Genomic DNA, 26,074 nt, shown 5'->3' on the forward strand with positions numbered 1-26,074 from the left:
ACTATTCCTTTTAAATCAGTTGTTCCTGTCGGACTGTCTATCCATCCTTTTACGGTAGTTTTGATACTGTGATGTCTACGTTCTTAATCAGCATTGCATTGTCTACTTTATTACTTATTTCACGGATTGTAATAGTGTGTTTACCTTCAGAAATCTTTGATGTATCAAGTGTATAGTGAAAACCTGAATTTTCATTGTTGTATAATGGATACACTAATTCTACATCCGGTCTTGAGTCACCATAAGTAGCAGTTCCTACTAAAACATTATCCACAAGCACTTCTACTTTAGAAACTCCGTTAGGATCAAGTATCCACCCTCTAAGAGTCACTGTACCACTAACAGTTGCATTGGCTTTTGGTGAATCAATTCGACCTATTGTTGGAAGTACTGTTATGGAAACTGTACCTATTGTTGTTATTGTTCCACTATTACCTGTACCACAAACCTTTACAGAATGTGTTCCTTTTGAAAGTGTTGTAGTATCAAGAACATACTGGAAGCCTGAGTTAGCACTATTGTTGTAATTTGGATATACTGTTTTAACATCAGATCTTGAACCACCGTAGACAGCTGTTCCTGAGAATACACCATCTACAAAAACATCTACGTTAGTTACCCCAGATTGATCCAAAAACCATCCTTTTACTTCAACTTTACCGTTGCAGGTTCGTGAAGCTTTAGGAGAATCTATTCTACCAATAGACTTTAACTCAACATTTACACTTACAGTTTTCAATAATGTCTGATCATTTGTTTTTGATGTTTCATAGATACTTAATGTATGTATTCCTTCTGAAAGCTTTGATGTATCAAGTTCATAGTGAAAACCTGAATTTGCATTCTTGTATAACGGATACACTAATTCTACATCCGGTCTTAAGTCACCATAAGTAGCTGTTCCCACCAAAGCATTATCTATAAGCACTTCTACTTTAGAAACTCCGTTAGGATCAAGTATCCACCCTCTAAAAGTCACTGTACCACTAATAGTTGCATTGGCTTTTGGTGAATCAATCCGACCTATTGTTGGAAGTACTGTTATGGAAACTGTACCTATTGTTGTTATTGTTCCACTGTTACCTGTACCGCAAACCTTTACAGAATGTGTTCCTGTTGAAAGCGTTGTAGTATCAAGAACATACTGGAATCCTGAGTTAGCACTATTGTTGTAATTTGGATATACTGTTTTAACATCAGGTCTTGAACCACCGTAGACAGCTGTTCCTGAGAATACACCATCTACAAAAACATCTACGTTAGTTACCCCAGATTGATCCAAAAACCATCCTTTTACTTCAACTTTACCGTTACAGGTTCGTGAAGCTTTAGGAGAATCTATTCTACCAATAGACTTTAACTCAACATTTACACTTACAGTTTTCAATAATGTCTGATCATTTGTTTTTGATGTTTCATAGATACTTAATGTATGTATTCCTTCTGAAAGCTTTGATGTATCAAGTGCATAGTGGAACCCTGCATTTGCATTATTATAATCCGGATATGCTGCCAATACATCTGCCCTAAGATCTCCATATACTGCCTCACCTACAACATTTCCATCCACCATTACCTCAACCTTTGAAACTCCGTTTTGGTCGATAAACCAACCTTTCACGTTTACAATTCCTGTAACAGATTGATTTGCCTTAGGGCTTTCAAGGTATCCTATAGTAGGTTTCAATGCGTTTACGACCTTCACCAAAGTATCAACCAACTTATTGTGTGCCGCATCATATGCAGTCACCGTAAAGTCATTTGCCTGTGTAGGATTTACAAATACCTTTGCCTGGCCATTGCTGTCAAGCTTAACTCCGGTATAGTATGAGCCTACATCCACAGTTCCATCACTTACAGGAAACCCGTTATTATTAACTGTAATCCATAGCTCGGTGTTTTTATTTACCTCAATTGTATTTGGATTTACTGTTATAACCGCTGGTGCTGGGTCGCCTACATCCGGCCATTTTATTGCATGCCTCATTTTCTCCCCGCTTGCAGAAAGTGTAGTAACAATATAATCCTTTGTACCTGAAGTCTCAGTTATGTTGTAGGTAAGTGTTCCCGCCGGTAAAGTTGCAATAAGCTCGCCAGGAGCTTTTGCCATATTCAGATCTTTTCTTACACTGTAGATCTTGTAACCTGTAGCTCCTGCAACTGCTCCCCATGAAAGCGTTACAACATTTCCGTTCTGAGTCTCAGTTAGCTTTGGTGCAACATTAAGCATGTTTTCAGGTACGCTCATTGGATGTATGAATGACTCAATTGTTGCATTACCGCCAGTTTTTAATACATATGATGCGTTCAATACAAGATCACCTGTAATTGAAGGTACCAATGTATATGTTTTTACCAGCTTCTCTCCTGCTTTAAGTGTTTCTACGCTCTTTACAAGCTCCTGATTTGGTGCATAGAAGTAGTTTTGCTTACCATTTTCCAAAAGCTCTATCGCCGGATAATATACAGGTATATCAGATACATTTTCAAGCTCAAATCTTACGTCATATGGATAGCCTTTGTCTACCTTATCCTGAGCATAAATATGCAACTTCAATGCATCATCGCCCCATACTCTGAAGGCTTCTTTATTCTTAAATGTTGCGCTTACTTCTTCACCAAATGGCTGGAGTATACCTGTAAAATCAGCTTGCAAAGTATACATTCCTTTTTTGTCACCACGGATGATCCATTTTACTTCTTTCTTTTCTCCGCCCTTGAAATCACCAATATCTACTTCAAGACTTTGTCCTTCTCTTGTTGTTGCCAATGCCAATCCATCAGGTAATGTAAGCACTGCTTTTGATTGCTCAATAACAAATACAGGGTCTGCTGTATTTTCAAGAGCAAGCTGTACTTCAAAGAATTCTTTAAGGAATCTTGCTTCACCCGGTATTACAAGATAAGCAATCGTTGGTCTTATTTCTGGATGGTTTGGTACTGGTATTGCCTTTGGATAAGCATAATAACCTCCTCCGCCAGAGCCTCCTCCTGAAATATAAAATCCACCGCCACTGCCACCTAACAACCCACCGTTACCATTAACCATAATTGTCTGTACAGGTAAAGGTCTGTTCTGGAATGCCAGATGCACTTCAAATTTGTATACCCAGTTGTTTTCTGGTGCAGTGACATCTATACCTGCGTCCTTGATCTGGTCAAGTGTCATTCTATTAACTGTAAGCTCTCCTACTACCAATTGTCCGCTTTCAAGACCTACTGTAACAGTAGATTTTGTTCCAATAACAGATTTTGCAGCAATATAGTTCGGCTTATAGTCTGTCTTATACGCATAAACCTTACAATCTCCTGCTGGTACAGTTACGTTTACAAAGCCTGCACCATTAGTTGTTGTATTGTATCTTGTGCCATCAGCATATTCAACAACTACACTTGCCGCACCAAGAGGTGATCCTGTTGCATTATCAATAACCTTAACTTCAACAACTCCAACCTGAGTTGCTGGTTTTACAGTAACAGTTGTAGTCGCAGAGTTCGCATTTCCTGCTGGGTCTTTTACTGTCAATTTTACCGTGTAAACACCAGCAGCAGCATAAATATGAGATGGTTGTGACTGTATGGAAGATGTTCCATCACCAAAATCCCACAGGTATTCTGCAATGCGATTATTGTCCTTTGATAAAGTTCCATCAAAGTATACCGGAAGATTTGTTGTCGTTATTTGTTCTTCTCCTGCAACCGCTACTGGAGCGATACTATCTTCTGAAGTTGGTATAGCATAACTTTCCGCACTTCTATTTGTATTTCTGAAGGTATCTATTGAGTCAACAACATAATAATACGCAATTCCCGGTGTTACGCTAGTATCAGAGTAAGAGTCTGCATTTATTTCCTTAATCATCTGATATGTTCCACCGGAAGTAGTTGATCTATAGATTCTATAACCTGCAAGATCAGGCTCTGCAGCTCTTTCCCAAGTCAGATCAACCTTCCATCCACCTGCTTTAGCAGTTACTGCAGGTTTAGTCGGAGGTGTAAGATTGAAGTCATAGGAAACATTCTTTATTTCACTTACATTTCCAGCTTCATCAGTAGCTGTAGCTCTTATAATATAAGTTGTTTCAAACAAAGCTGATGTATCCAAAGTGAAGGTTACATTTTCGTTATATGTACTAAGCGCCTTATTTAATACAGTAGTCCATGTTCCTGCTTCATCTGAAGCTTTCTTTATTTCCACCTTGAGATTAGCAAGCTTGTAATTATCATAAGCTACTACTGATATTTGAGGGTTTGCTGAAAGTGTCTTACCACTATTCGGCCAGATGCCCGCAATTTTTGGTGCTTCAGTATCAGCTGTAGCCTTGGCAGAAATTGTTGCACTTTTTGGTCCTTCATTACCTGCAATATCAACTGCAGATATTTGATAATAATATGTCTTAGTCTGATCGACGCTTCTATCTCTATATCCTAGAGAATCAATATCCTGAGCTGTCATTTCAAATGGACCGACAACATTTTCCGATCTGTATACCTTATAGGATTTGAGATCAGTTTCTGTATTCTCTTGCCATTTCAATGTGATAAGCCCTGCTTCCGGCTCAACATAAATACCAGAAGGTGCTGCAGGTCCTGTATGATCAACTACATACTCAGCATAAGTAAAGCTGCCTGTTGTATTACTTGTAAGTCCTGCTGCATCTACAGCCACAGGTCTGATGTAAATTTTTCCTGCTGCAAGTCCTGACACATCATAATCATACCTTGCAGTGAAATTAGCATTGTAGTTTGTGTTTGTAACTGTTGTTATATCTGTCCAGCTTGTAAGGTTGTTGGAAACCTGGAATTTAACAGATGCAACATTTGAATTATCGCTCGCACTAGCCCATAATGATATTTTACCTGTAAACGAGCTTGGACTTGGTCCCATACCGGTTATCCATGGAGCAGTTGTATCGCTAAGTGTCAGAGCTGTAAGCTCATCGGAAACTGTTCCTCTGTTTCCAAACTTGTCATAAGCAACAACTCTGAAAACATAAGATTTACCAGGTACAAGATTTAATACATTCATTCCGAGAGTAGTACTTGTAGTACCAACATTCTCAAATGTTCCATCATCTTTTTTCTTCTCTACCATAAAGTATGAGAAATCCTGTGCAGCAACATCACTCCATTTTAATACAACATATGTTGAATGTGCTGTAAACGCAAGCCCTGTCACCTTATCTGGACCTTGGGTATCTATTACATAGTTTCTAACTGGAGTTCCGTTACTTGCATTTCCTGATTTGTCATATACAATTGCTCTAACTGATACATTACCGTTAAGAGGTGCTGTACTCCAGTTAAAATAAGCATTTGCTGTAGAATTTTGTGTAGCTATATCATTCCATGTTGTTCCGTTTGTTGAGTATTGAAGTTTAATGCTTGATACTGCAATATTGTCCTGAGATCTTACAGTTATGTAAGCATTTGGACCTAAGACAGTCTGATTTAAAGGCTCAATTCCAAGAACAGTTGGAATTATGCTATCAACTTGCGGTATAGCAGATGCAGTATTTGAATATGCACTTTCCTGACTAAAGGTATCAACTGCAGTAACTTTGTAATAGTAAGTAGTACCATTTGTTACATTTGAATCAGAATAATAGTTGTTTGCTGCACCATTTATAGTAGCAATGCTGTTATATGTACCGCTTGAAGTCAAAGAACGATATACAACATAATGATGAACATCGTTGTTTACTGGAATATCCCAGGACAAATCAATCTTTCCTGCAACACCTGAAGCATTGAGGCTTCCTGGAGCATTTGGACTTGTTCTGTCAAGCTGATAAGCTGCTTCAATTTTATCAAAGCTGCCTTCTTCATCAGTTACAGTATAACGAACTTTATAGGTACCACTTGACAATGATGTGAAATCCAATCTGCAGTATAAGTATGCAGAACTTCCGCTGGTATAAGGACCATAAACCGTACTTCCGAAATCACTCCATGTAATGCCATCTACTGAGTATTCGAACTTACCCTTTGTACCTGCTAGATTGTTACTGTTTGCAAAATACACATGAAACCATCTTGAAGTATTTCCTCCAACAGTTGTACCTGCTACTGGCTCAACACTCAGAATCTGAGGTTTCAAAGGTATTGCAGATACACTATTGCTTGCATTTGATATATTGTTTGCTTTGTCATAAGCCTTAACAACATAACTGTATGAAGTACCTGTTGTAAGCACTTTATCCTTATAAGTCAATCCTGCTGTTGTTCCAACCAATGTTCCGTTTCTGAAAATCTGGTATCCTTCAACCTTATAATCATCAGTTGATGCCAACCATGCCAAGGTTATCGAAGTTCCTGTTTTTGATGAAACAGAAAGATTTGCCGGTACACTTGGTGCTGTAGTATCAGCCAGAGTCTTTCCTGCAATTGCACTGCTCAAAGCAGATTCGTTACCTGAATTGTCGACAGCTGTGACCTGATAGCTATAGCTTGTATTCGGTACAAGTGATGTATCATTATAAGATGTCGCCAATACTGTTTTTATTTTTACTCCATCTCTGTATAAATTATAGCTTTGAATGCCTGTACCTGTTCCATCATTTGATGCTGACCATGAAAGATCAATTGTAGTTACTGTATTGTTTGATGCTTTCAGACCAGCAGGTACAGCAGGCTTTTCACAGTCAAATACAATCTGACTGCTGTTTGCTGATTCATTCCCTGTTGAATCATACGCTTTTATAGTGTAGATATAAACACCGGCAGCAGTAACTGTATCAGTATAAGTTAACTGACTGGTGGTACCTATCTTTGTTCCACCTCTGTAAATGTTGTATCCAACAACACCAACGTTGTCTGTCGCAGCGCTCCACTGTAATGCAGCACTTAATCCAGACTTTGATGCAATACCAACATGCTCAGGCGCTGATGGTGCTATACTGTCTGCTGCAACTACGAAGCTGTAACTACCTGTTCCTGTTGCTGATGTGTTTGCAACCTTCACATAATATGTCTTTCCGGCAGTTAATGTACTTGCAATAAAGAAGTTGTTATCTACTCCGGAATTATCGTCGGATATTCTTAAAGCCATTGTATCATCATACAAATATCCAACAGTATCAGATGTTCCGGTTGTAGTAATAGTGTAAATACTTGTAGCTGTGGGAACAAATTCAAACATATCTGCATCGCCAAAGCTTTCGATATTTCCAGAAACCACTACATTTGCTGTTACTAATGTTGAATTATCAAATCCATTTCCATGATCATCGCTTCCTGCTGAAAGCTTAACTGAATAATTGCCTGTACCTGCAGTATCTACATCAATATAATCCTTGTGATTAACCTTGAAGTAGTAATACTGGCCGGCAGTCAAATAGATCGGAACGGATAAATTAGCAACACTTGAATTTGTTCTTGAATCAGAATAAATTAGTATTCCGTTTTGATTGAATACCTTTAATCTAATATCACCATTGCCGGTTAAACTGAATACAACAGGTCCGTTGGCAGTTGGAAGATACTTAAATACGTCGATATCACCTTTGTAATTTATAGAAGATGCGATATTAGATCCGATGCTTAATACTGTTCCATTAGCATTGATATTTCTATGATCATCTGTTACAGATGTAACCTTGATCCCATAATTACCTGTGGCGCTTCCGCTTGAATGTATTACTTTTGCATAATAAGTCATACCAGCTTCAATGTATACAGGCAAATAGAAGTTTGTGCTCACACCTGAGTCATTATCATATGCAACCAATGCTTTACTTTGGTCGTAAACATACCCTATTAAATTGTTTGAACCTGTGCTTTCAATAGTATATGTACCTGAAGTTGATGCTGTAAATTTAAAGAAGTCAATATCCGAAGCATAATCTATATTTCCTGTCTGCTCAGCTCCTATTGTAAGCGCTCCTGCAGTATCAAAAGAATTACCGAAATCATCGCCGGTATTGAGTCCTGTATTGGTTACTTTCAGAGTATAGCTTCCTGTGCCATTTGTTGTATTTTGATTCTTAACAACGATATAACATGTACGGTTTGCCAATAGACTCTGTGTTATTGAGAAATTAAGATCTTCTTCCGATGTATTGTCAGAAGAACCAAGCATGTTTCCGATGCTATCATAAATTTCACAATAAGTATCCAAAGAACCGGTACTCTTTATGTTGTAGACCCCATCAGCTGTAGGTGAGAATCTGAAGCAATCTACATCACCTGTGTAATTAAATATTCCCGCAGCATCTACACCAACCTGAACAAGCGATGCATTGTTTATTTCATTTCTATGATCATCACTGCCGGGGAATATTGCAATGGAGTATTGGCCAACTTTATTTGAATTTGCATAAATCCTCAGATAATATGTAGCATTGGCCTCAAGGTTGTATGTAATCTTAAAATTAACACTATCGCCAGCTGAGTTGTTATCACCAACCAAGCCCTGTTTAGAAGAATTATACAGATAACCGTAAACATCCAAGTTACCATAACTTTGTATAGTATATGAACCTGTTTCAATCGGTACAAACTTTACATAATCATAATCGTTTGCCGATTCAATTCCTGTTGTAATTAATTTTTGAATATCCACTGAATTGGCAGTATTGATGCTGTCACTAAATTCATCTGTCAGTTTCGTTACCTTGATTCCATAATCACCTGTATTTGGAGTATAATCCTTATCTGAATTATGATGCCATACCTTAATATAGTAAGTCTGATTTGCATTCATTGTGTATGCAAGCCTAAAATTCTTATTTGAAGCATCAATATCATTATTTGATAAGTAATTGGTTATTTCTCCGTCTACGTCTGTGCTTCCAGTACTTTCAATGGCATACGGTCCTGATGAAGTCGGAACAAACTTGAAGTAATCATAATCTCCCGCAAAGTCCACTGCCCCATTAATCTCATTTCCATCAGTTATTATAGTTGCCGTGCTATTATTATACCCGTGATCATCAGTTAAGGCTGTAACCTTTACTGTATATGGTTGACTGTTTGTTGAAGTAGGTAGTATATAATAAACCTGACCACTTGTTAAATATGCTTTCATATAGAAATTTTGTCCGATTCCACTGTCATAATCATATGTTATATAGCTATAAGCTTTATAATCATATAAATAAGCAAATGTATTAGAAGTACCTGTAGTTTCTATACTGTACATACCGGATGAAGCCGGAACAAATTTTATATAATTACCATCTGTAACCTGAGTCACATTAAGATCTGTTCCTGCCTGTATAGCAGTTGCAGAGTTTTCCAGCAACGTAAGCTTTACTCCATATGCCCCAGTGCAGGCATAATTCTTGTCATCATAATAGTGTTTGACATAATAATAATACGTTGTATTGGCAGTCATATAATATGCAATTCTAAAATTCTTATTGTATGAGCTTATATCAGAGCTGCTGCCATAACTCGACGAATAGCCATAAAGATCTGTTGAACCTGTACTTTCAAGAGCATACGTTCCTGATACAGTAGGTGTAAATTTGAAATAATCATAATCCCCAGGATAGTTTATTTCACCTGGCAGCTCTGTATTCAGTGTCAATGCTGTAGCTTTCTCATTGCTGTTGCCATAGTCATCGTTAAGGCTACTTACTTTTACAGTGTATTCAACTCCAATTTCACTGGAATATGTCCTTAAATAATAAGTACTTCCTGCATCAAGCCATGCAGCAAGATAGAAGTTATAATTCACTCCATTGTCATAATCATACCCCATACTTGACTTGCTACTATTAAATAGCTGTCCATAGGTATTTGCCGTCCCTGTTGATTCAACACTGTACATACCACTTACAGTCGGTACAAACTTCAAGTAATCTTCATCTCCGTTACATTCCTTGACTACTTTCACATCCGTACCTACCTGTATAAGTGAAGCAGAATCAGTGTTATTTCCATGGTCATCTGGAAGTTTTGTCACCTTGATTCCATATTCACCTGTGTTTGTGTAATCCTTATCATAATAATACTTGTGATAAACTTGAATATTATAGGTCTGGTTTGCATTTAAAGAGTATGTAATCTTAAAATTCTTATCTGTTGAACTGATATCACCATTACTTTGATAATTTACTAAGTTACCATCAACATCGGTTGTTCCTGTACTTTCTATCACATATGCTCCTGCTTCAGTAGGAGTAAATTTAAAATAGTCATAGTCCCCAGAAAAATTAATCTGACCTGTAACTTCATTGTTTACTGTCAGTGCAATAGCACTAGCTTCATCATGTCCATGATCATCAGCTAGAGGTGAAACCTTTACCTGATAAGTATCTCCTACTGTACTTCCAAATGATCTTATATAATATGTACTATTAGCTTCGAGCCATTTATTCATATAGAAATTATTGCTTACGCCCGCATTAGAATCGCTATCGATATAACTGTTAATGCTATTATACAAATATCCGGTAGCATTTACTGTTCCCAAGCTTTCTATGCTGTACATGCCAGCTGAAGTTGTAGTGAACTTGAAATAATCAACATCTCCATTGCTTTCATGAACTGCCTGAAGTGAAGCTCCTATTTCCAGATCTGTAGCTGTATCATATGTATTACCGTGGTCATCAGTAAGTTTTGAAACCTTAATGCCATATGCCCCAGTATTGCTGTAGTCCTTGTCCCAGTAGTAATAGTGCCATACCCTGATATTATATGTTTGATTTGCATTAAGAGTATATGTAATCCTGAAATTTTTATCTGTACTGCTTATGTTGCTATTACTTGTATAACCTGTAATCTCGCCGTCAACATCAGTTGTACCGGTGCTTTCTATTACATATGGTCCTGCAACGGCAGGCGTAAATTTAAAATAGTCATAGTCCCCAGAAAAATTAATTTCACCGGAAGTCAATGTATCTAATGTTAACGCAGTAGCTGTACTTGAATCATGTCCATGATCGTCAGCAAGCAAATCCACTTTAACTTTATAAGATACGTTCACATCACCTGAAGTCCTAAAATAATAAGTTTGGCTTCCTTCAAGCCATATAGTACAAAAATAATTTGAACCCACTCCAGCATTATAATCATTATTTATACTATTTTTGTTTTTATCATAAACTTCACAGTATGTATTGCTGCTCCCTATGCTTTCAAACCCATACATTCCGGAAGTCTCAGGAACAAATTTGAAGTAGTCATAATCGCCTGACGTTTCGTTTACTGCCTGGATTTCAGCACCTGTCTCAATCGGTGTAGCTGACTCAAAAGTATTTCCATGGTCATCTGCTCCGGCAGAAATCTTAAAGCTGTAAGCACCTGTTCCTGGAGTATCCTTGTCATTATTATTTGCATGATAAACATATAGATAATATGTTTGTCCTCCATTTAAGGCCTGGCTTATTTTAAAATTCTTATTTGTAGTGCTTATATCATATGATGTTGTTACTCCACTTATTGTTCCGGTTACATCTGTATCACCAAAGCTTTCTATAACATATGGACCACTTAAGGCAGGAACGAATCTAAAATAATCATAATCATTCTGATAATTCACTTCACCTGAAACAATATCTCCTACTTGAATAAAAGTAGAAGTATTATTATCATTTCCATAATCATCGTTTTGCTTATACACCTTTAAGGTGTATGAAACATCAACGCTATTTGAACGTGTACCTATATAGTATGTTTTTCCAGCTTCTAAATAATGATTTAAATAGTAACTATAACCTATGCCTTCATCATAGCCGTAATCAATAGCACTTCCATTCACATCATATAATGTTACGTATGTATTCGATGTACCGCTAGACTCAAACGCGTATATACCCGATGTAGATGGTACAAATTTTAACATGTCAACATCCTCTGTGGCTTGACCCAGAACAGTATAATCCGTATCTGCCTGAATTTGTACTGCCGAAGCAAAACTGCTTCCATAATCATCCTCAAGGCTTGAAACAGTAATGCCATAGCTTCCTATAGCAGCAGTATCTTTATCAGCTGTCGGCTGGTATACCTGTATATAGTAAGTTTGATTAGCATTTAACTGAGCTTTTATTCTGAAGTTCTTGTTTGATGTACTGATATCAGTTGATGAAGCAACTCCCTGTAAATAACCAGTCAAATCAATACTGCCTGTACTTTCAATGGTATACAAGGCAGTGGCAGATGGAATAAACTTAAAATAGTCCTGATCAGTTATATAATCAATCGTACTATTTTTTGTAGTACCCAACTGCACACTTGTAGCTGAATTAGTATCATTATCATTATCATCAGTCATCTTTGATACCTTCAAAGTGTATTTAGTATTTAGGTTACCTGAATCAACCCTTACATAGTAGAGTGTATTTGCTTCAAGCTTACTCTCAATATAAAAGTTGTTACCTACGCCATCATCATAATCATAAGTCAAACTGCCTTGATTCTGATTATAAAGTTGGCCCACTGTGTTTGCATTACCTGTTGTCTCAATCGAATACATTCCAGCAACAGTTGTAGTAAATTTAAAATAATCAACATCCGCTGAAACGTCTATTACCCCCTCATATTCTGTACCGACAGCTATTTCGAAAGCTGTTGCAAAATCATTGCCATAACTATCCGGTGCAGGAGTAGTCGGAGTTGGTGAACTGATAGGGGTAGCTTCTAGCGCAAATAATTGTGAAGACATGCCTTCTTTTTTAGTACCGTATACACTTGAGTATACAGATTCCACATCAGAAGCAGCTAAAACCTTAGAGTTCACGCCACTAAACGGCAGATTCGGTATTGGGTTAATCATTGAAGTTATGATAATCATAGCTACAAGAATTCTTGATAAAACCCGAATTTTTGATCTGTACATATTCTCCTCCTTTTAAATCTTCTATTTTTTGAATCTATATTAATGATATTCCTTATTAGGAAATATCTTATTTTCATTATGCGAAAATTATATCAAAGTGACTTGTGCATTTCAATAGGACTGAGGAAGGTCATATGTTTCGTACTTCATACAATCTTCATAAAATGAAAAAAGGTCACACCAGCCGAAACTGTGTGACCTTTTTATTAATCAAAGCTAATGTATTTACTTGGAATCGTGCCATCTAACCACACTTTATTAATAGGCATCTCCTTTTTTTAGTACAACCAAAATAGTCTTGAGAATTATCTTGATATCGAGCCATAAGGACCACTCATCTATATACTGAGTATCCAAGCTTACCACCTTTTCAAAATCAGTTATGTTACTTCTGCCGCTTACCTGCCACATACCAGTAAGTCCAGGCTTAAAGCTTATTCTTCTCCTATGATAGTTTTTATAATGGCTTACTTCATCGACCGTTGGAGGACGGGTTCCAACAAGGCTCATATCTCCCTTTAAAACATTTATAAATTGAGGTAATTCGTCAAGGCTTGTCTTCCTTAAAAACTTTCCGATCGGTGTAATCCTTGGATCGGATTTCATTTTAAACATCAAACCTCCACTTACCTCATTTTTTTTCATAAGCTCTTTTTTACGCTCTTCTGCATCAGCATACATTGTTCGGAATTTATAGATTTTAAAAATTCTTCCGTTTAATCCAACTCTATCCTGACTAAACAAGGCAGGTCCCGGATCTGAAAGCTTTATCGCAGGAACAATGAAAAGCGAAGCAATACCAGTAATAGTAAGACCTACTAAAGCCCCCACAATATCTATAAGTCTCTTAAAAGCAAGCTCAAAACTGTTGAGGCTCACAGAATGAAATACAATAATTGGTAATGTGCCTATATATGACATATAAGTTTTCGCAATTCTTAAATCATAGAGGTCAACAATCATCTTAACTGTGACTCCCATCTCCTCACATAAACGAACATACTTTCCAAATTCACCGGCATATCCTCTAGGTAGAGTAAATATGACTTCATCAACAGCATTAGCTTTCAAAATATTTTCTAAATCATCAATATATCCCAATGCCCTTTTACTTTTAAACGGCGTGCTTCCGTGAATACTGATATATCCAATAACGTTAATTTTCAAACTTGTTTTTTTTACATAATATGCATACTCTAAAGCTCTATCCGGAACTCCTGCAAAAACTACATTTTTGGCATTGCTGCTTCGATACTTATTAACCCAAAAAATATATATTAACCTCTCGGTAATAGACATTATGACACTTGTTATTACAAAACTCACAAACATTGTTCGGCTGATTAGTGTTTCTTTTATAAAGAACATAATAAACGTTAGAAACATACTAGAGATCAATGTTGAAAAAAGAACATTTCGAATAATTCTGTCATTGTAGTTAAAGGTGGTTTTATTATACATTCCCATAATAAGCATAATAGAAATCCAAATAGGTATATAAATAATAGGAACCCATATAAATTCCATAATACCATGCAGTACCTTTAAATTCGAAGCTATCAAGTAAGCTATTACATACGATAAAACTAAAAATACTATGTCGAGTATACACTGGCCTATATTAGCATAGGCTAGTCGGTTTGATTTGTGCATCTTTCTCCCCCAATCAAAATAAATAAAATTGTATATATTGTATAGCGCCGGGTCACTCAAGCCCTTTAATTTGATATAATACCAAATTATCACACAAAAAGCAACTCGTTTCTCTGTAGTAAACATAAAGTTAATGTAAAATTTCAGTAAAATTTAGAGAATCATGTATAACATTAACCTTTGTTCTGCTATTAAGATATCTAGTGCTGTATTGAACTAGTTAATTATATTCTCTTTATATTTTTTCTAAAACCCTATTTGTGCATCCGCCCGTACATTTATCTTGTAAATTTTATCTACCCAGCATTGACTTAATCTTCATTTTATAGGGCAGTCTATTCTTTATTTTTATTAAAATCAATTTAAAGCCCTTATCTTTTTTAAACCACATTTCGACCGCATCATATCCCTTTTCCCGATATAATTCCAATAAATTATACCGTTTCTCGCTTCTGCGGATTGGAGCTTTCAACTGACCATTTTTTCTTGCTGCACATTCAAATTTTGAAACTGACAGTTGCATATCACTTGCATATCTATCAATAAACCGTCTTCCTTGTTCTGTATTGACTATCAAGCACGAAATTCCTTTCTTTTCATCATAACTGCCGCCGTTGCTGCTCAGCAAAACAGGATGTTCTTTTTCTACTCCCCAATAATCACCAATAGTAACATCTCCTGTTCTATGGCTATTGGCATACTTGCAAACGTAACAACTCTCTCGACATATTTCTGATTTTAGAAACAGCTGACAATAGGAAGATTCACCTGTATATATGAGCTTTTCTTTTACCTTACCATTTGCAGTTTTATAGATAGCTTTCCCAGTATAACCCCAACCGTATGTCTTGTCTCTAAAATTAAACTCAGTAATTTTCGCCTTCAGCTTCTTCTCCAGTGAGTATATATAGTCTTTGAATAACTTTGCGTTTGGAACTCCGTGGCAAATAATATCAATCAATAAGAGATTATCATAATCCTTATTTAGATAAGCTTTCAATCCAGCAATCTGGCAAGGCGTTCCAGAGAATAATACAATCCGCTGTGAGTTCAGGTGCTGCTTGACTTGCGAATAGGAATTTCCGATAAAACTCTGTACATATTTAGAGCCTTGTAGCTTTTTCAAATCTACGAGATTATCTACTCCAATATGTATAGGACTAAGTACACCATCAATCAGTTCCATAGAGCAACCATAGACAATGCCGTTTTCTTCAATCACAGAAGTTGCGATACTTGCAAATATACCACCGGATGCAGACTGCATTACATCCGTCTTCTTAGTAACTCCTACAAAAGTTTCCAGAGGCGTATTGCTCTCCTCCACATTCTGGTAACCACACACCTTCTTGCAAGCTCCGCAACGTATACACAAAGTTTCATTGATTACCGGATATAGGAAGCCATATTCGTCCTCCCGCATAGAAATTGCCTGCTTAGCACAAATGTTCATGCAAGCTCCGCATCCACAGCAGTCTGTTTTATCTTTGAATAGCATTATTTTCTCCATAAACCCCTCCGATAACTAAACTTTATTCAAAATGTCAGTTACGTTTTTCAAGTTTGATCATATTATTTTCCCTTTTCGAAGTAACTAGCATGTTATCTGGAATATTTCCCTGAACAATACATCCCGCTCCAATAACAACATTGTTTCCGATAACACTGCCTCGCAAAATAATAACACCAGCGGCAATCCAGACGTTGTTCCCAATCTTAATTTCGCTCGACTTGAATTCACCAGGAATCTTTCCATTCTCATTGAAAGCATGGTCATGATCATAAATATATACACCTGGCCCTATTGAACAATTATTACCAATAGTAATTTTATTCAAACTAATACATGCAGAGTGTGCATTTATTGAAGTGTAATCACCAATATTGATTTCACCACCCCATGCAACAATACGCGTATAATCTCTGACATGGAAGTTTTTGCCCAAAACAATCTTGCCACGTTTCCCTTCCCCATTTAAAACCGATATTTCTGATTTATAGCACAAGCCTCTTGTAGGTTTAATAGTAATATCATTTTTAAATTTTAATTTTAAGCAAAAAGTTTTCATTAAGCTCTTTATACCCTTTATCATAGTTCATTCCCCTTTATATAGATTTTTTGACTTTGCTACAGAGCTATCAACCACTACAAACCTATCATTACAGAATTATTTTCAATTACTTCAGCAACTTTGTTTTATGGTAAAATTTCTTCATGGCAAACTTGACTCTACCTTTATACCTCATATTTTGCCTGCTTATAGCAAAATGATATATTCGTAATTATTTACTCTTTACTTCCAACTAATAATCTCGCTTTATTTACCATAAAAACAATAAGAAATTTATTTTCAATCAGGTTGTACAAAATTGCAATTACAAAGCAACTCAAAAAGGTTACCGCATTGTTTACCATACACATAATTACAGATACAATAAGAATTGCCAATTCTGAAACCATTTTTATATAGTTGTATTTTATACTTATAACTTTATTCAAATCATACATTCTGTATAATAAAATAGCCATGTACGATATCACCGTAGATATTGACGCTGCATACAAACCTATCCACTTTATAAACAACAAGTTTATGACTAAATTGATGACCGCACCCATTATAGAAGAATATCCGACCTGTTTAGTACGCTTTAAGGCGATATAGATTCCGCCATAAAAAAAAACGATACTGCTCAAAAAAACGCCGACATACAAAATAGGAATTTGATAGTATGCTTCACGATATTTTTCATTTACCAAAACTTTGAATAATATTGGTGTTAAAGCAATCAAGACAAGCATTATTCCAAGCAAAAACTTAAACAACATATCATACATTTTGCTATAATACTCATCTGGATTTCCTTCATCTGATGCCTTGGATGCACTTTCCATCCAAGCTAAATTGAATATATTGTATGCAGTATTATACATATTCGGAATCCTATTAGCAACAGAAAAAACCCCATTGGCAGAGCTTCCCAAAAATCCCGTTACAACTAATCTATTTGATAGGTTTACAACCCAAACGGATAATGAATTCGGAACTAACGGAATAGAAAATTTAAGTAGCTGTTTTAATGCAGAAATAGAAAAATACGATTTATTACATAATTTATATGCCCTAGAAAAGACAAACATATATGCAACTGCGAGCATATATCCGCATATGATAGAAAGAATAACTCCATCTATTCCCCATCTAAATATGACAACAAACATTATTATTGCCAACATGTTTGTAACTGAAAAAATGATTGCACCTACAGAAAAGTATATATTATGACCTAATCCGCGACACACCTGTCCAACCACATAATATATAGCCTCGGCTAACAACACCGCACAAACATACAAACTAGTTGTGTGACCTATATTAAATAATCTAAGCCCTAAATATGCTAATGGCGTGAAAACTACACAAGCGCCTAATATGTAAGCTATTGCTGCTGTCACATATTTTCTTTTATCTTTTTCTTCATTGGCACTTACCAAATGCCTGAACACTCCTTGGAATATCTGCATTGTTATTATAGGTATCAACAAGCCAGCCAATGTTATCATTAAATCATAGGAACCAAATTCTGATGTCGACAAATAAGCTGTCAATATAGGTAAAGTAATAATTGTCATCAACTTTGGAATTAACTGTCCAATTCCTAGTATTAATGTGTTTTTAATTAACTCTTCATTCCGTTTCATATATATACCACCATTCAAAATTTAAAAATCACTTCTTTTAATCATTTCAGTTGCTTTAGTAATATTACAATCGGAACCATTTAAACTAATAACTTTTTCAGGTACACCACCAACTGTAACATTTGATTTTTCTATATCCTTTACCACCATAGCACCTGCTCCTATTACAACATTATTAGTGATTGCTACAGCACAATTGTTTTTGCTCCGCTTCCTAAAAAACAATTATCGCCAATAACAGGCGGTTGTGTATTTCCGTTAGTTGCTCCTATTCCGCAATTGCATCCAACTTTGGCAGTTGGATTAACAATAATCCCCTCTATAATATGTAATGCTTAACCCTAGCCAGAATACGATAGGATCAATTTCGATTCCCAGCTTAACCCCTAAACAAATTAATCTTATTTTAAGTAGAACTTGAATGGTGTATAAAAGAAACTCGTACAATTTGTATATTACTCCACTTTGCTTAACAAAATTTAGTACTTCCATACCACATCAACAAAATGATGTGGGTATTTCAGACTATCTAGAATTCGATGAGTCTTCTTATCACAAGCCAAATACCACTTCAAATCTGCTTTATTCTATGTATTCATTGTTTTCCTTCAGTAGTAATTAATTGTTGTTTTAAATAATCCATTGACTCCTGCCGTAATTTATTTATCTGCCTATCAACCTGAATGTAATCAATAGGAGCTTTATCGAACGAATTCAAACTATGCTGAAGGTCATTTTTAGCCAGATATTGTATACCTAAGTCAGATAATAAATCTATTACCTTAAATGCATTATTTCGAACCACAACTCTAAACTGTTTCCCAAATGTAAGGGAGAACACTGTTCCATGGAAAGTATCCGTAATTACATATTTAGCATGCTTAAACAACTCTACAAATTCATATGGGCTAGCGTTTACATTTATATCGCACCATTTATGATAATATCCAACCGAAATTACTTGTAACCCTTTTTCCTTTGCAAACTTTCTAATGGCTATTACTTCTGTTGCTTTGTCCATATTGAATGTATAAGAATATATCAGTATATATTTTTTCTCCCTCCACTTGCCGGTATCCCATTGTGTTCTTTCATTAATAAAAGAATACAGCATCACCGGATCTATAACCTTGACACAATTCTTTATTCCACACTGCTTCTCAAGAAGAATTCCTGTGTTATTGTCTCTATATGAAATCCCGTTAAATTTTGATAGCAGTGTTATTATTTCACCACTCTCAGAATAGCTTTTAAATAGCTTTTCCGTTATATATCCAAAACTAGCTGCATACGAAAAAATAAACGGTGTGACCACATTTTTCCCATACATAAATGGGTTATATCCTTCATAGAAGTCAAAAACCATATCGCTCCCAACCACAGTTGCAGACAATTCTTGATCGATATCATATTGCTCACCAATGTGCAATTCATTCATTCTAAAAACTTCAAACAATTCTTTTTTGTCTTTATTCCATTTAGGCAATGCTTTTCTAGCCTGTAGTCCACTTAAATTGAACCTTTTTATTCCACGAATAATCTTTTTCATCAACTCATCATCCATACTATCAAGATTACGTTGATAATCAAGCATTATGGCTTCATGTCCATAATTCTCGATACATTTTTCCAATGCGTATGCTTGCAAAACTGCACCATGATTAACCACCTTATACCAAGTCAATACACCTATTCTCATCTCTTTTTCCTTTCTTCCACTACCGTTTCAACTGACGGTATGCATACTTAATTAACACCACCGGTAAAATTACATATAGTATCATTGGTCTAAATACTGCATAAAAGCTACTACGAACCGACGCCTTTAACAAAATTCCCATGAACAATATAACTTGATAATTGTCCAACACATCATTTTTGTTCTCAAATTTCCTGTTGAAATAAATACAAACTTTTCCCCAAAAATAGAACACAAGGCAACCCAAAGCTCCAAAATTATAATATGCTTCAGCAATAGGCGTACAACCTATACCAAAGCTATAGCCACGGTAGTTCCTCAGCCAATCTGAAATATTACCATACTCTGTTGCCGGATGAATATCCCAGAAGTTCAGGTTTGGAACTATAGATGTCAGCGATACAAGATATGAAAAACCATACGAAAAGGCTTTTTCAGCAGGTATCACTAATTGAAATTCTACTAAGGTCGTCAAATTCCATCCTATGTCACCCAAAAAGTCAATTACTGGATTATTATCTGTATTAGAGAAATAATCGATAAAACCAGAAAAATCTTCAATAGCATTTGACCTAAGCATGTCAACCATTCTCATAGAAGCCATCAATATAAAAACAGCTCCAACCCCAAACATAACCCATTTCCTGGGGATCTTTTTATCCTTAAAAAATACAAACAGAAAAGCTATAGAAAATAAAATCACACCAGTCCTTTGCCCCAACATTAACTCACTTATTAAATATATGGCCATCAGCCCATATGCAACTATAGCCTTTATCATAAAATTACTTTTATTGTAGTCATTTTTTACTCCCCATGCATAGAGCAATGTAACAACACCCACAACAAAGAATTCTGCAATTTTGCCCAACATTGAACTTATTCCGTAAGTAACATTTTCATACTGGCTTCCATAACTTGATAACAAATACAAATAATATGTCTGTACAAAATTAATAATGAAGGGCACTATAGTAGCAAGTACAAGCAATACGCCAAACCACACCATTACAATATACAGATTTTTTTCTTCTATATACTTTGTTTGCCCACTTATTTGATTTTTTACTTTTTTAGTAGCCTTAGTTTTTACGTCAATACTCCCAATTACTGTTGCATGTAATACTGATAAACAAGTGTAAGCGAACAGTAATGCATTACGTAAATCTTTCTCATTAAAGCCATAATTCCAATGATGCAAATCTCGGTATCCGGCTTCAGTTCCAAAAGCCCACATTATACTTTGACCACATAAACACAAATACAAAACTGTTACAAACACTATATATGGAGATAAAATCCTGTGATAAATGCTTCTCCATGATAACAAGAAATATATATACAGAACTACTCCAATAATTGAAACAAATTGCATGTTGCTCCATATTCCAGATGAGCTGCTTTCGTTACCAAAGAAAACATATATAATAAACATTAGCAGTGCTACAAAGTACCCGACAAGCACCTTTGCACTAATAGTCAGTCTTCTATTCATTTCACTGAATCCTCATTTCAAAAATACTCATGAGTTGCCCTTTACCTTATACAAACTCAAAACCATTTGACTACTCAGGTTTATATCGTAATTATGCTGTGCAACAGCTGCAAATATTTCTTTTTTAGATAAGCTTTTTTTATTATCTCTAACTTTCTTGACTTTTTCAACCCATAAAGAAATATCTAGCCTCAAATAGTCGATAAGACCAAGGCCAAAGTCAACTTCTGGTGTTACACCTTCTGAAACAAAACTCATTAATCCAGAACACTGTGCCTCAACTAGTGTCACAGGTAGACCTTCATGTAAAGATGGTAAAATAAACAAATCTGTAGCCTTCAAATACTCAAAAGCATTAGAAACGTTTCCACAGAAAACTACTTCATCAATTTCTTTTTTCTGTATTTGACTCTTAATTTGTCCAAATAATTCTCCCTCACCAAGCAAAAATAATTGATATGCTATATTTTCATTTTTAAGTTCCTCTGCCAGTTCAATAATAAACGTATGGTTTTTTTGTTCGGTAAACCTCCCAATGTGGCATATATGCAAAACATCTGGTTTCATACCAAGTTTGCGAATCAAATTATCCCTGTCTTCAAACGTCGTAGGCAAGAATCTCTCTGTATCAATCCCATTCGGAATAACTTTATAACTTGCTTTGCCAAAAAGTGCTTTGCCTGCATCTTGTCCACAAGCAACATATTTTGTTGCACACAATTTGATTAGCAGTTTACCTATATTCGTATTTACTCCGCGCGGAAATTGAGTATTGTGACTGTGGCTAATTCTAATTGGGATTCCTGCCAATTTTGCTGCCATCAAACTTAACCCTGATAAATCATTCACATGTGAGTGAACTACATCAAATGGTCCATTATTCTTCATGACATCACGTTGTCTTACTATATACTTCAAAATGCCTATCTTCTTGGGACTTTCAACGTAGTATATTTTACCCCCTAGTGCTTTAACTTCTTCTTCATAACCGTTTTCTACAGACTCTTTAAGAAGAAAATCAAACTGAATTATACTTCTATCAATTTTACGATAGATGTTCATAACCATAGTTTCAGCTCCACCACGTTGCAGTGAACCCAAAATATGCAAAACTCGAATCACTAGTTAACACCACCCCCAACCATAAACTCCTTTAATTTCAAACAATTAGTTTTTGATAAGATATATTTACCTAAAGAAAATCTAAAAATAATACAATCACTTACACGGTTTCTCCACTAATAGGGCCATACTGTCATTAATCTATTTTGTACCTTTTCTCTTTGCACATCTCAATAATTTTGTATAAAACTCGTTCCTTCGTTTATCCAAAATAGAATGATGGTATTGCTTTGATCGTTCAAACAACTTTTTTCTTTCTTTATCTGCTAATTTCCAGTCATCCAAATAGATGGAAATATTATTTGAAAAACATGTTTCATTATTTTCATTTGCAAGCAACTTTCCATCTAAAAGCTCGCAAAGACCATCTACTTTGGACCCAAAGCAGAGCAATCCACTAGCCATTGCCTCAATAGTTGATCGTGGTAAACCTTCTCCTATTGAAGGAAAAATTGCAATATGAGCCTTGCATAGTTCAGCTTGAACAGCATCAAATCCTGCTTTCCATCCAACAAACTCCAATTTGTCAGCAATCCCTAAACTTCTTCCCAATTCTTCAAACTGAGGACGTAGTTCACCATCTCCAACCAAAATTCCTTTAATATCATATCCTTTATTTGAAAGCAGTGCAATTGTCTTAATAAATATATCTTGACCTTTTCTGTTATCTTCCATCTTTCCAGTGTGTATACAAACTACTGTATCTGGCCGCTTCTCACTCCACTCATCAAACTTATAGCATTTCTCATCAAGTCTGATAGTAGAATAACTTGCCTCGAAATACTTTTCACTTTCACCTTTCATTCTGCTTTTGCAAGGGTACATTTCTTGTAATACGTGCTCTGTAACATATGATACACCATTTGCATGACGGCACAAAGATTTTGTTTGAGCTACCATGAACCAAGTAATAGCTGGTTGATAAAAATGTTGCATAGCTTCCTTTGAAAAATGGGTCGCTGGGTTATTCATGATTTCACAAGCAAACGGCTTCCCACTAAGCCTAACAATTGGATAAGAAACCAATGAAATTGGGCTTGGTGCTCGAAAAATAACACAATCACAAATATCTATTGCTTTTCTTATTGTTGTTACAATACTAACAAACTTTTTAGCCAATCCTGCAACGCCTCGGAAATTCGTAAGTTCTACAAACGAAACTCTTTCTCTGTCTGAACGTACCAGACCTGAAGTATCTTGTGTTTTCGATTTCTTAAATCTACCACATACAACAATTTCATCAAACACATTGAGATACCTTTCCCAAAATTTCCTGTCAGATTGCTGATCTACCCATACCTCTCCGTTTGGCATTTTAATAAAATGCTGCTCCTGAATCACCAATAACTTCATTCATGTTTCTCCTTATTAACAATTTTTATAACCATCTAATTCCCCATTTTTTAAAGTATATAAAAGCAGACTGTAGATGATATTTAAAAAGTATTTTACTTTTGTGGGAACCTTTTTCCCATTTGTGAAGAACAGAAACATCTGGGCAATATTTCAGAGACGAAACCTCATTAACTCTTCTACACAAGTCTGCATCTTCTACATACATAAAATACTTATCATCGAACCCATTTAATTGCTTAAATAAATCCGTTCTCACTAATAAAAAACTTCCTTGAGCAAAAGGTACTTGAAAGGATTTTGTATAATCCATATCTTGCATAGTGTGATATGCAAAACGTTTCTTAAAAACATTTCTGCAAAACATTCGTATAAACATATCTACAATGGTAATTTCACGCCTATACACCCACAGTATCTCGCCATTGTGGTTTACAATTTTAGGCACAACCATACCAATTGTTTCATCTGACATAAAGCTAATTAACCTGGAAAAGACGTCCTCTTTGACTATAATATCTGGATTGACAATGGCATGATATTTTGAATCAATTTCGTAAATCATGTAGTTATGTCCTTTTCCAAAACCTAAATTTTCGCCTGTGTGGACATATTCAACATCAGAATATTGCATTACAAACCTTCTGTAATCCTCTTGCTCATTAGCATTATCAATAATATAAATTTTTTTGTTGATTTTGGGATCCGTATATTTCTCAATGGTTTCAACGGCATTTTTAACATCGTCAAAATTGTTATACGAAACAATTGAAATTGTCAAAAGATTCTTCACTCTACCACCTCTAACTATTCTATCATCAATACTCTTGAACCTTAAATGTATCTTTCATTTCTAATCATTTTTGGTCTTTGGCTCAGATTCAACTTCGGGCTATCTACAATGTACAAGCTTCCTTTGTTAACTATAGAAAAAACTTCAATGTCCGTTATATATACATATTTGTCAATATGCTTCAAACAATATTTTATAGACTAATACACTTTTAATTGCATTAATCTCTTCTAAATAAGTCTCTCGTATAAACTTTTTCCTCAACATCATCTAGCTCGCTATCATATCGGTTAGCAATGATGGCGTCAGAAACCTTCTTGAATTCATCCAAATCACTCACAACCGTGCTACCAAAGAAAGTAGAACCATTCTCTAATGCTGGTTCATAAATAACAACCGTGGCTCCTTTTGCCTTGATACGCTTAATGACACCCTGGATAGAAGACTGGCGGAAGTTATCGCTATTTGCCTTCATAGTCAAACGGTAAACGCCTACTGTTACAATCTTCTCACGGCTACTATCATAGCGGCTGTTTGCACTGTAGTAACCAGCTTTCTCCAAAATACGGTCAGCAATAAAATCCTTTCTTGTTCTGTTTGCTTCCACAATCGCTTCGATTAAGTTTTCTGGTACGTCCTTGTAATTTGCCAAAAGCTGTTTCGTGTCTTTCGGCAAACAGTAGCCTCCATAGCCAAAGGAAGGATTGTTGTAATGTGTACCTATTCTTGGGTCTAAACCAATACCTTCAATAATTTGTTTTGTATTTAAACCACGTATCTCAGCATATGTATCCAGCTCGTTGAAATAGGAGACTCTTAATGCAAGGTATGTATTTGAAAAGAGTTTTACAGCTTCTGCTTCAGTGAGTGCTGTAAACAACACAGGAATATCTTCCTTAATAGCACCACCAGCAAGTAACCCAGCAAAAGTTCTAGCAGCCTGATCCAACCTTTCATCATTCTCAGGTCGACCTATAATAATACGGCTCGGATAAAGGTTATCATACAGAGCACAACCTTCTCTAAGGAATTCAGGTGAGAAAATGATGTTATCAGAACCGTACTTTCCCCTCATTTCAACAGTAAAACCTACTGGCACAGTAGACTTTACGACAATAATTGCTTCTGGGTTTACCTTCATAACCAATTGAATAACATCCTCAACAGATCTTGTATCAAAGTAGTTCTTTACAGGATCATAGTTAGTCGGTGTAGAAATAATAACAAAATCAGCGTTCTTATACGCCATTTCTCCATCGGTAGTAGCTGTCAAGTCCAACTCATGAGAAACTAGATACTCTTCAATCTCAGCATCCACAATTGGAGGTTTTTTATTATTAATCATTTCTACCTTTTCGGGTATAATATCTACAGCATATACTTTATTTTTTTGAGCCAACAAAATAGCGTTTGAAAGGCCAACATATCCAATTCCAGCCACAGCAATGCAAATTTTATTCATTTCCTTTTCC

12 protein-coding genes are annotated in these 26,074 nt (G+C 35.7%); all 12 read right to left on the reverse strand.

Annotated elements, in window-relative coordinates; all coding sequences use genetic code 11:
* Positions 1-49 precede the first annotated feature (49 nt).
* Positions 50-12,784, reverse strand: coding sequence for an Ig-like domain-containing protein (locus ACECE_RS0213360; protein ID WP_010247979.1), 12,735 nt, complete (start codon positions 12,782-12,784; stop codon positions 50-52).
* 258 nt (positions 12,785-13,042) lie between these two features.
* Positions 13,043-14,437: a sugar transferase gene (locus ACECE_RS0213365; RefSeq protein ID WP_010247981.1), complete on the reverse strand. Its 1,395-nt coding sequence runs from the start codon at positions 14,435-14,437 to the stop codon at positions 13,043-13,045.
* 292 nt (positions 14,438-14,729) lie between these two features.
* Complete coding sequence (locus tag ACECE_RS0213370; protein WP_010247985.1) at positions 14,730-15,947, reverse strand: Coenzyme F420 hydrogenase/dehydrogenase, beta subunit C-terminal domain; 1,218 nt, start codon at positions 15,945-15,947, stop codon at positions 14,730-14,732.
* 34 nt (positions 15,948-15,981) lie between these two features.
* Complete coding sequence (locus ACECE_RS0213375; protein ID WP_010247988.1) at positions 15,982-16,530, reverse strand: acyltransferase; 549 nt, start codon at positions 16,528-16,530, stop codon at positions 15,982-15,984.
* Positions 16,531-16,724: 194 nt separating this feature from the next.
* Complete coding sequence (locus ACECE_RS0213380; protein WP_010247991.1) at positions 16,725-18,140, reverse strand: lipopolysaccharide biosynthesis protein; 1,416 nt, start codon at positions 18,138-18,140, stop codon at positions 16,725-16,727.
* A gap of 21 nt (positions 18,141-18,161) precedes the next feature.
* On the reverse strand, positions 18,162-18,290 hold the full coding sequence (locus tag ACECE_RS32080) for a hypothetical protein (protein ID WP_268871015.1): 129 nt from the start codon (positions 18,288-18,290) through the stop codon (positions 18,162-18,164).
* Positions 18,291-18,735: 445 nt separating this feature from the next.
* Complete coding sequence (locus ACECE_RS0213390; RefSeq protein ID WP_010247993.1) at positions 18,736-19,839, reverse strand: polysaccharide pyruvyl transferase family protein; 1,104 nt, start codon at positions 19,837-19,839, stop codon at positions 18,736-18,738.
* A gap of 19 nt (positions 19,840-19,858) precedes the next feature.
* A complete protein-coding gene (gene wzy / locus ACECE_RS0213395; RefSeq protein ID WP_010247996.1) occupies positions 19,859-21,334 on the reverse strand; it encodes an O-antigen polysaccharide polymerase Wzy in 1,476 nt (491 codons plus the stop codon).
* Between the two features lie 27 nt (positions 21,335-21,361).
* The gene (locus ACECE_RS0213400) at positions 21,362-22,456 is read right to left on the reverse strand and encodes a glycosyltransferase family 1 protein (protein WP_010247999.1); all 1,095 of its coding nucleotides are present in this window, start codon (positions 22,454-22,456) and stop codon (positions 21,362-21,364) included.
* A 141-nt stretch (positions 22,457-22,597) separates the two neighbouring features.
* The gene (locus ACECE_RS0213405; protein ID WP_010248001.1) at positions 22,598-23,809 is read right to left on the reverse strand and encodes a glycosyltransferase; all 1,212 of its coding nucleotides are present in this window, start codon (positions 23,807-23,809) and stop codon (positions 22,598-22,600) included.
* Positions 23,810-23,834: 25 nt separating this feature from the next.
* Positions 23,835-24,602 (reverse strand): glycosyltransferase family 2 protein, encoded by a 768-nt coding sequence (locus ACECE_RS0213410; RefSeq protein WP_010248004.1) that lies wholly within the window; start codon positions 24,600-24,602, stop codon positions 23,835-23,837.
* A gap of 220 nt (positions 24,603-24,822) precedes the next feature.
* The gene (locus ACECE_RS0213415; protein WP_205410192.1) at positions 24,823-26,055 is read right to left on the reverse strand and encodes a nucleotide sugar dehydrogenase; all 1,233 of its coding nucleotides are present in this window, start codon (positions 26,053-26,055) and stop codon (positions 24,823-24,825) included.
* Positions 26,056-26,074 lie beyond the last annotated feature (19 nt).

The organism is Acetivibrio cellulolyticus CD2, assembly GCF_000179595.2.
In the GTDB taxonomy this organism is placed as follows: Bacteria; Bacillota; Clostridia; order Acetivibrionales; family Acetivibrionaceae; genus Acetivibrio; species Acetivibrio cellulolyticus.

What these genes read in the sequence shown, in the direction of transcription:
- ACECE_RS0213360 (WP_010247979.1), bottom strand. Translation starts at nt 12,784, where the DNA reads ATGTACAGATCAAAAATTCGGGTTTTATCAAGAATTCTTGTAGCTATG.
- ACECE_RS0213365 (WP_010247981.1), bottom strand. Translation starts at nt 14,437, where the DNA reads ATGCACAAATCAAACCGACTAGCCTATGCTAATATAGGCCAGTGTATA.
- ACECE_RS0213370 (WP_010247985.1), bottom strand. Translation starts at nt 15,947, where the DNA reads ATGGAGAAAATAATGCTATTCAAAGATAAAACAGACTGCTGTGGATGC.
- ACECE_RS0213375 (WP_010247988.1), bottom strand. Translation starts at nt 16,530, where the DNA reads ATGATAAAGGGTATAAAGAGCTTAATGAAAACTTTTTGCTTAAAATTA.
- ACECE_RS0213380 (WP_010247991.1), bottom strand. Translation starts at nt 18,140, where the DNA reads ATGAAACGGAATGAAGAGTTAATTAAAAACACATTAATACTAGGAATT.
- ACECE_RS32080 (WP_268871015.1), bottom strand. Translation starts at nt 18,290, where the DNA reads ATGGTGGTAAAGGATATAGAAAAATCAAATGTTACAGTTGGTGGTGTA.
- ACECE_RS0213390 (WP_010247993.1), bottom strand. Translation starts at nt 19,839, where the DNA reads ATGAGAATAGGTGTATTGACTTGGTATAAGGTGGTTAATCATGGTGCA.
- wzy (WP_010247996.1), bottom strand. Translation starts at nt 21,334, where the DNA reads ATGAATAGAAGACTGACTATTAGTGCAAAGGTGCTTGTCGGGTACTTT.
- ACECE_RS0213405 (WP_010248001.1), bottom strand. Translation starts at nt 23,809, where the DNA reads ATGAAGTTATTGGTGATTCAGGAGCAGCATTTTATTAAAATGCCAAAC.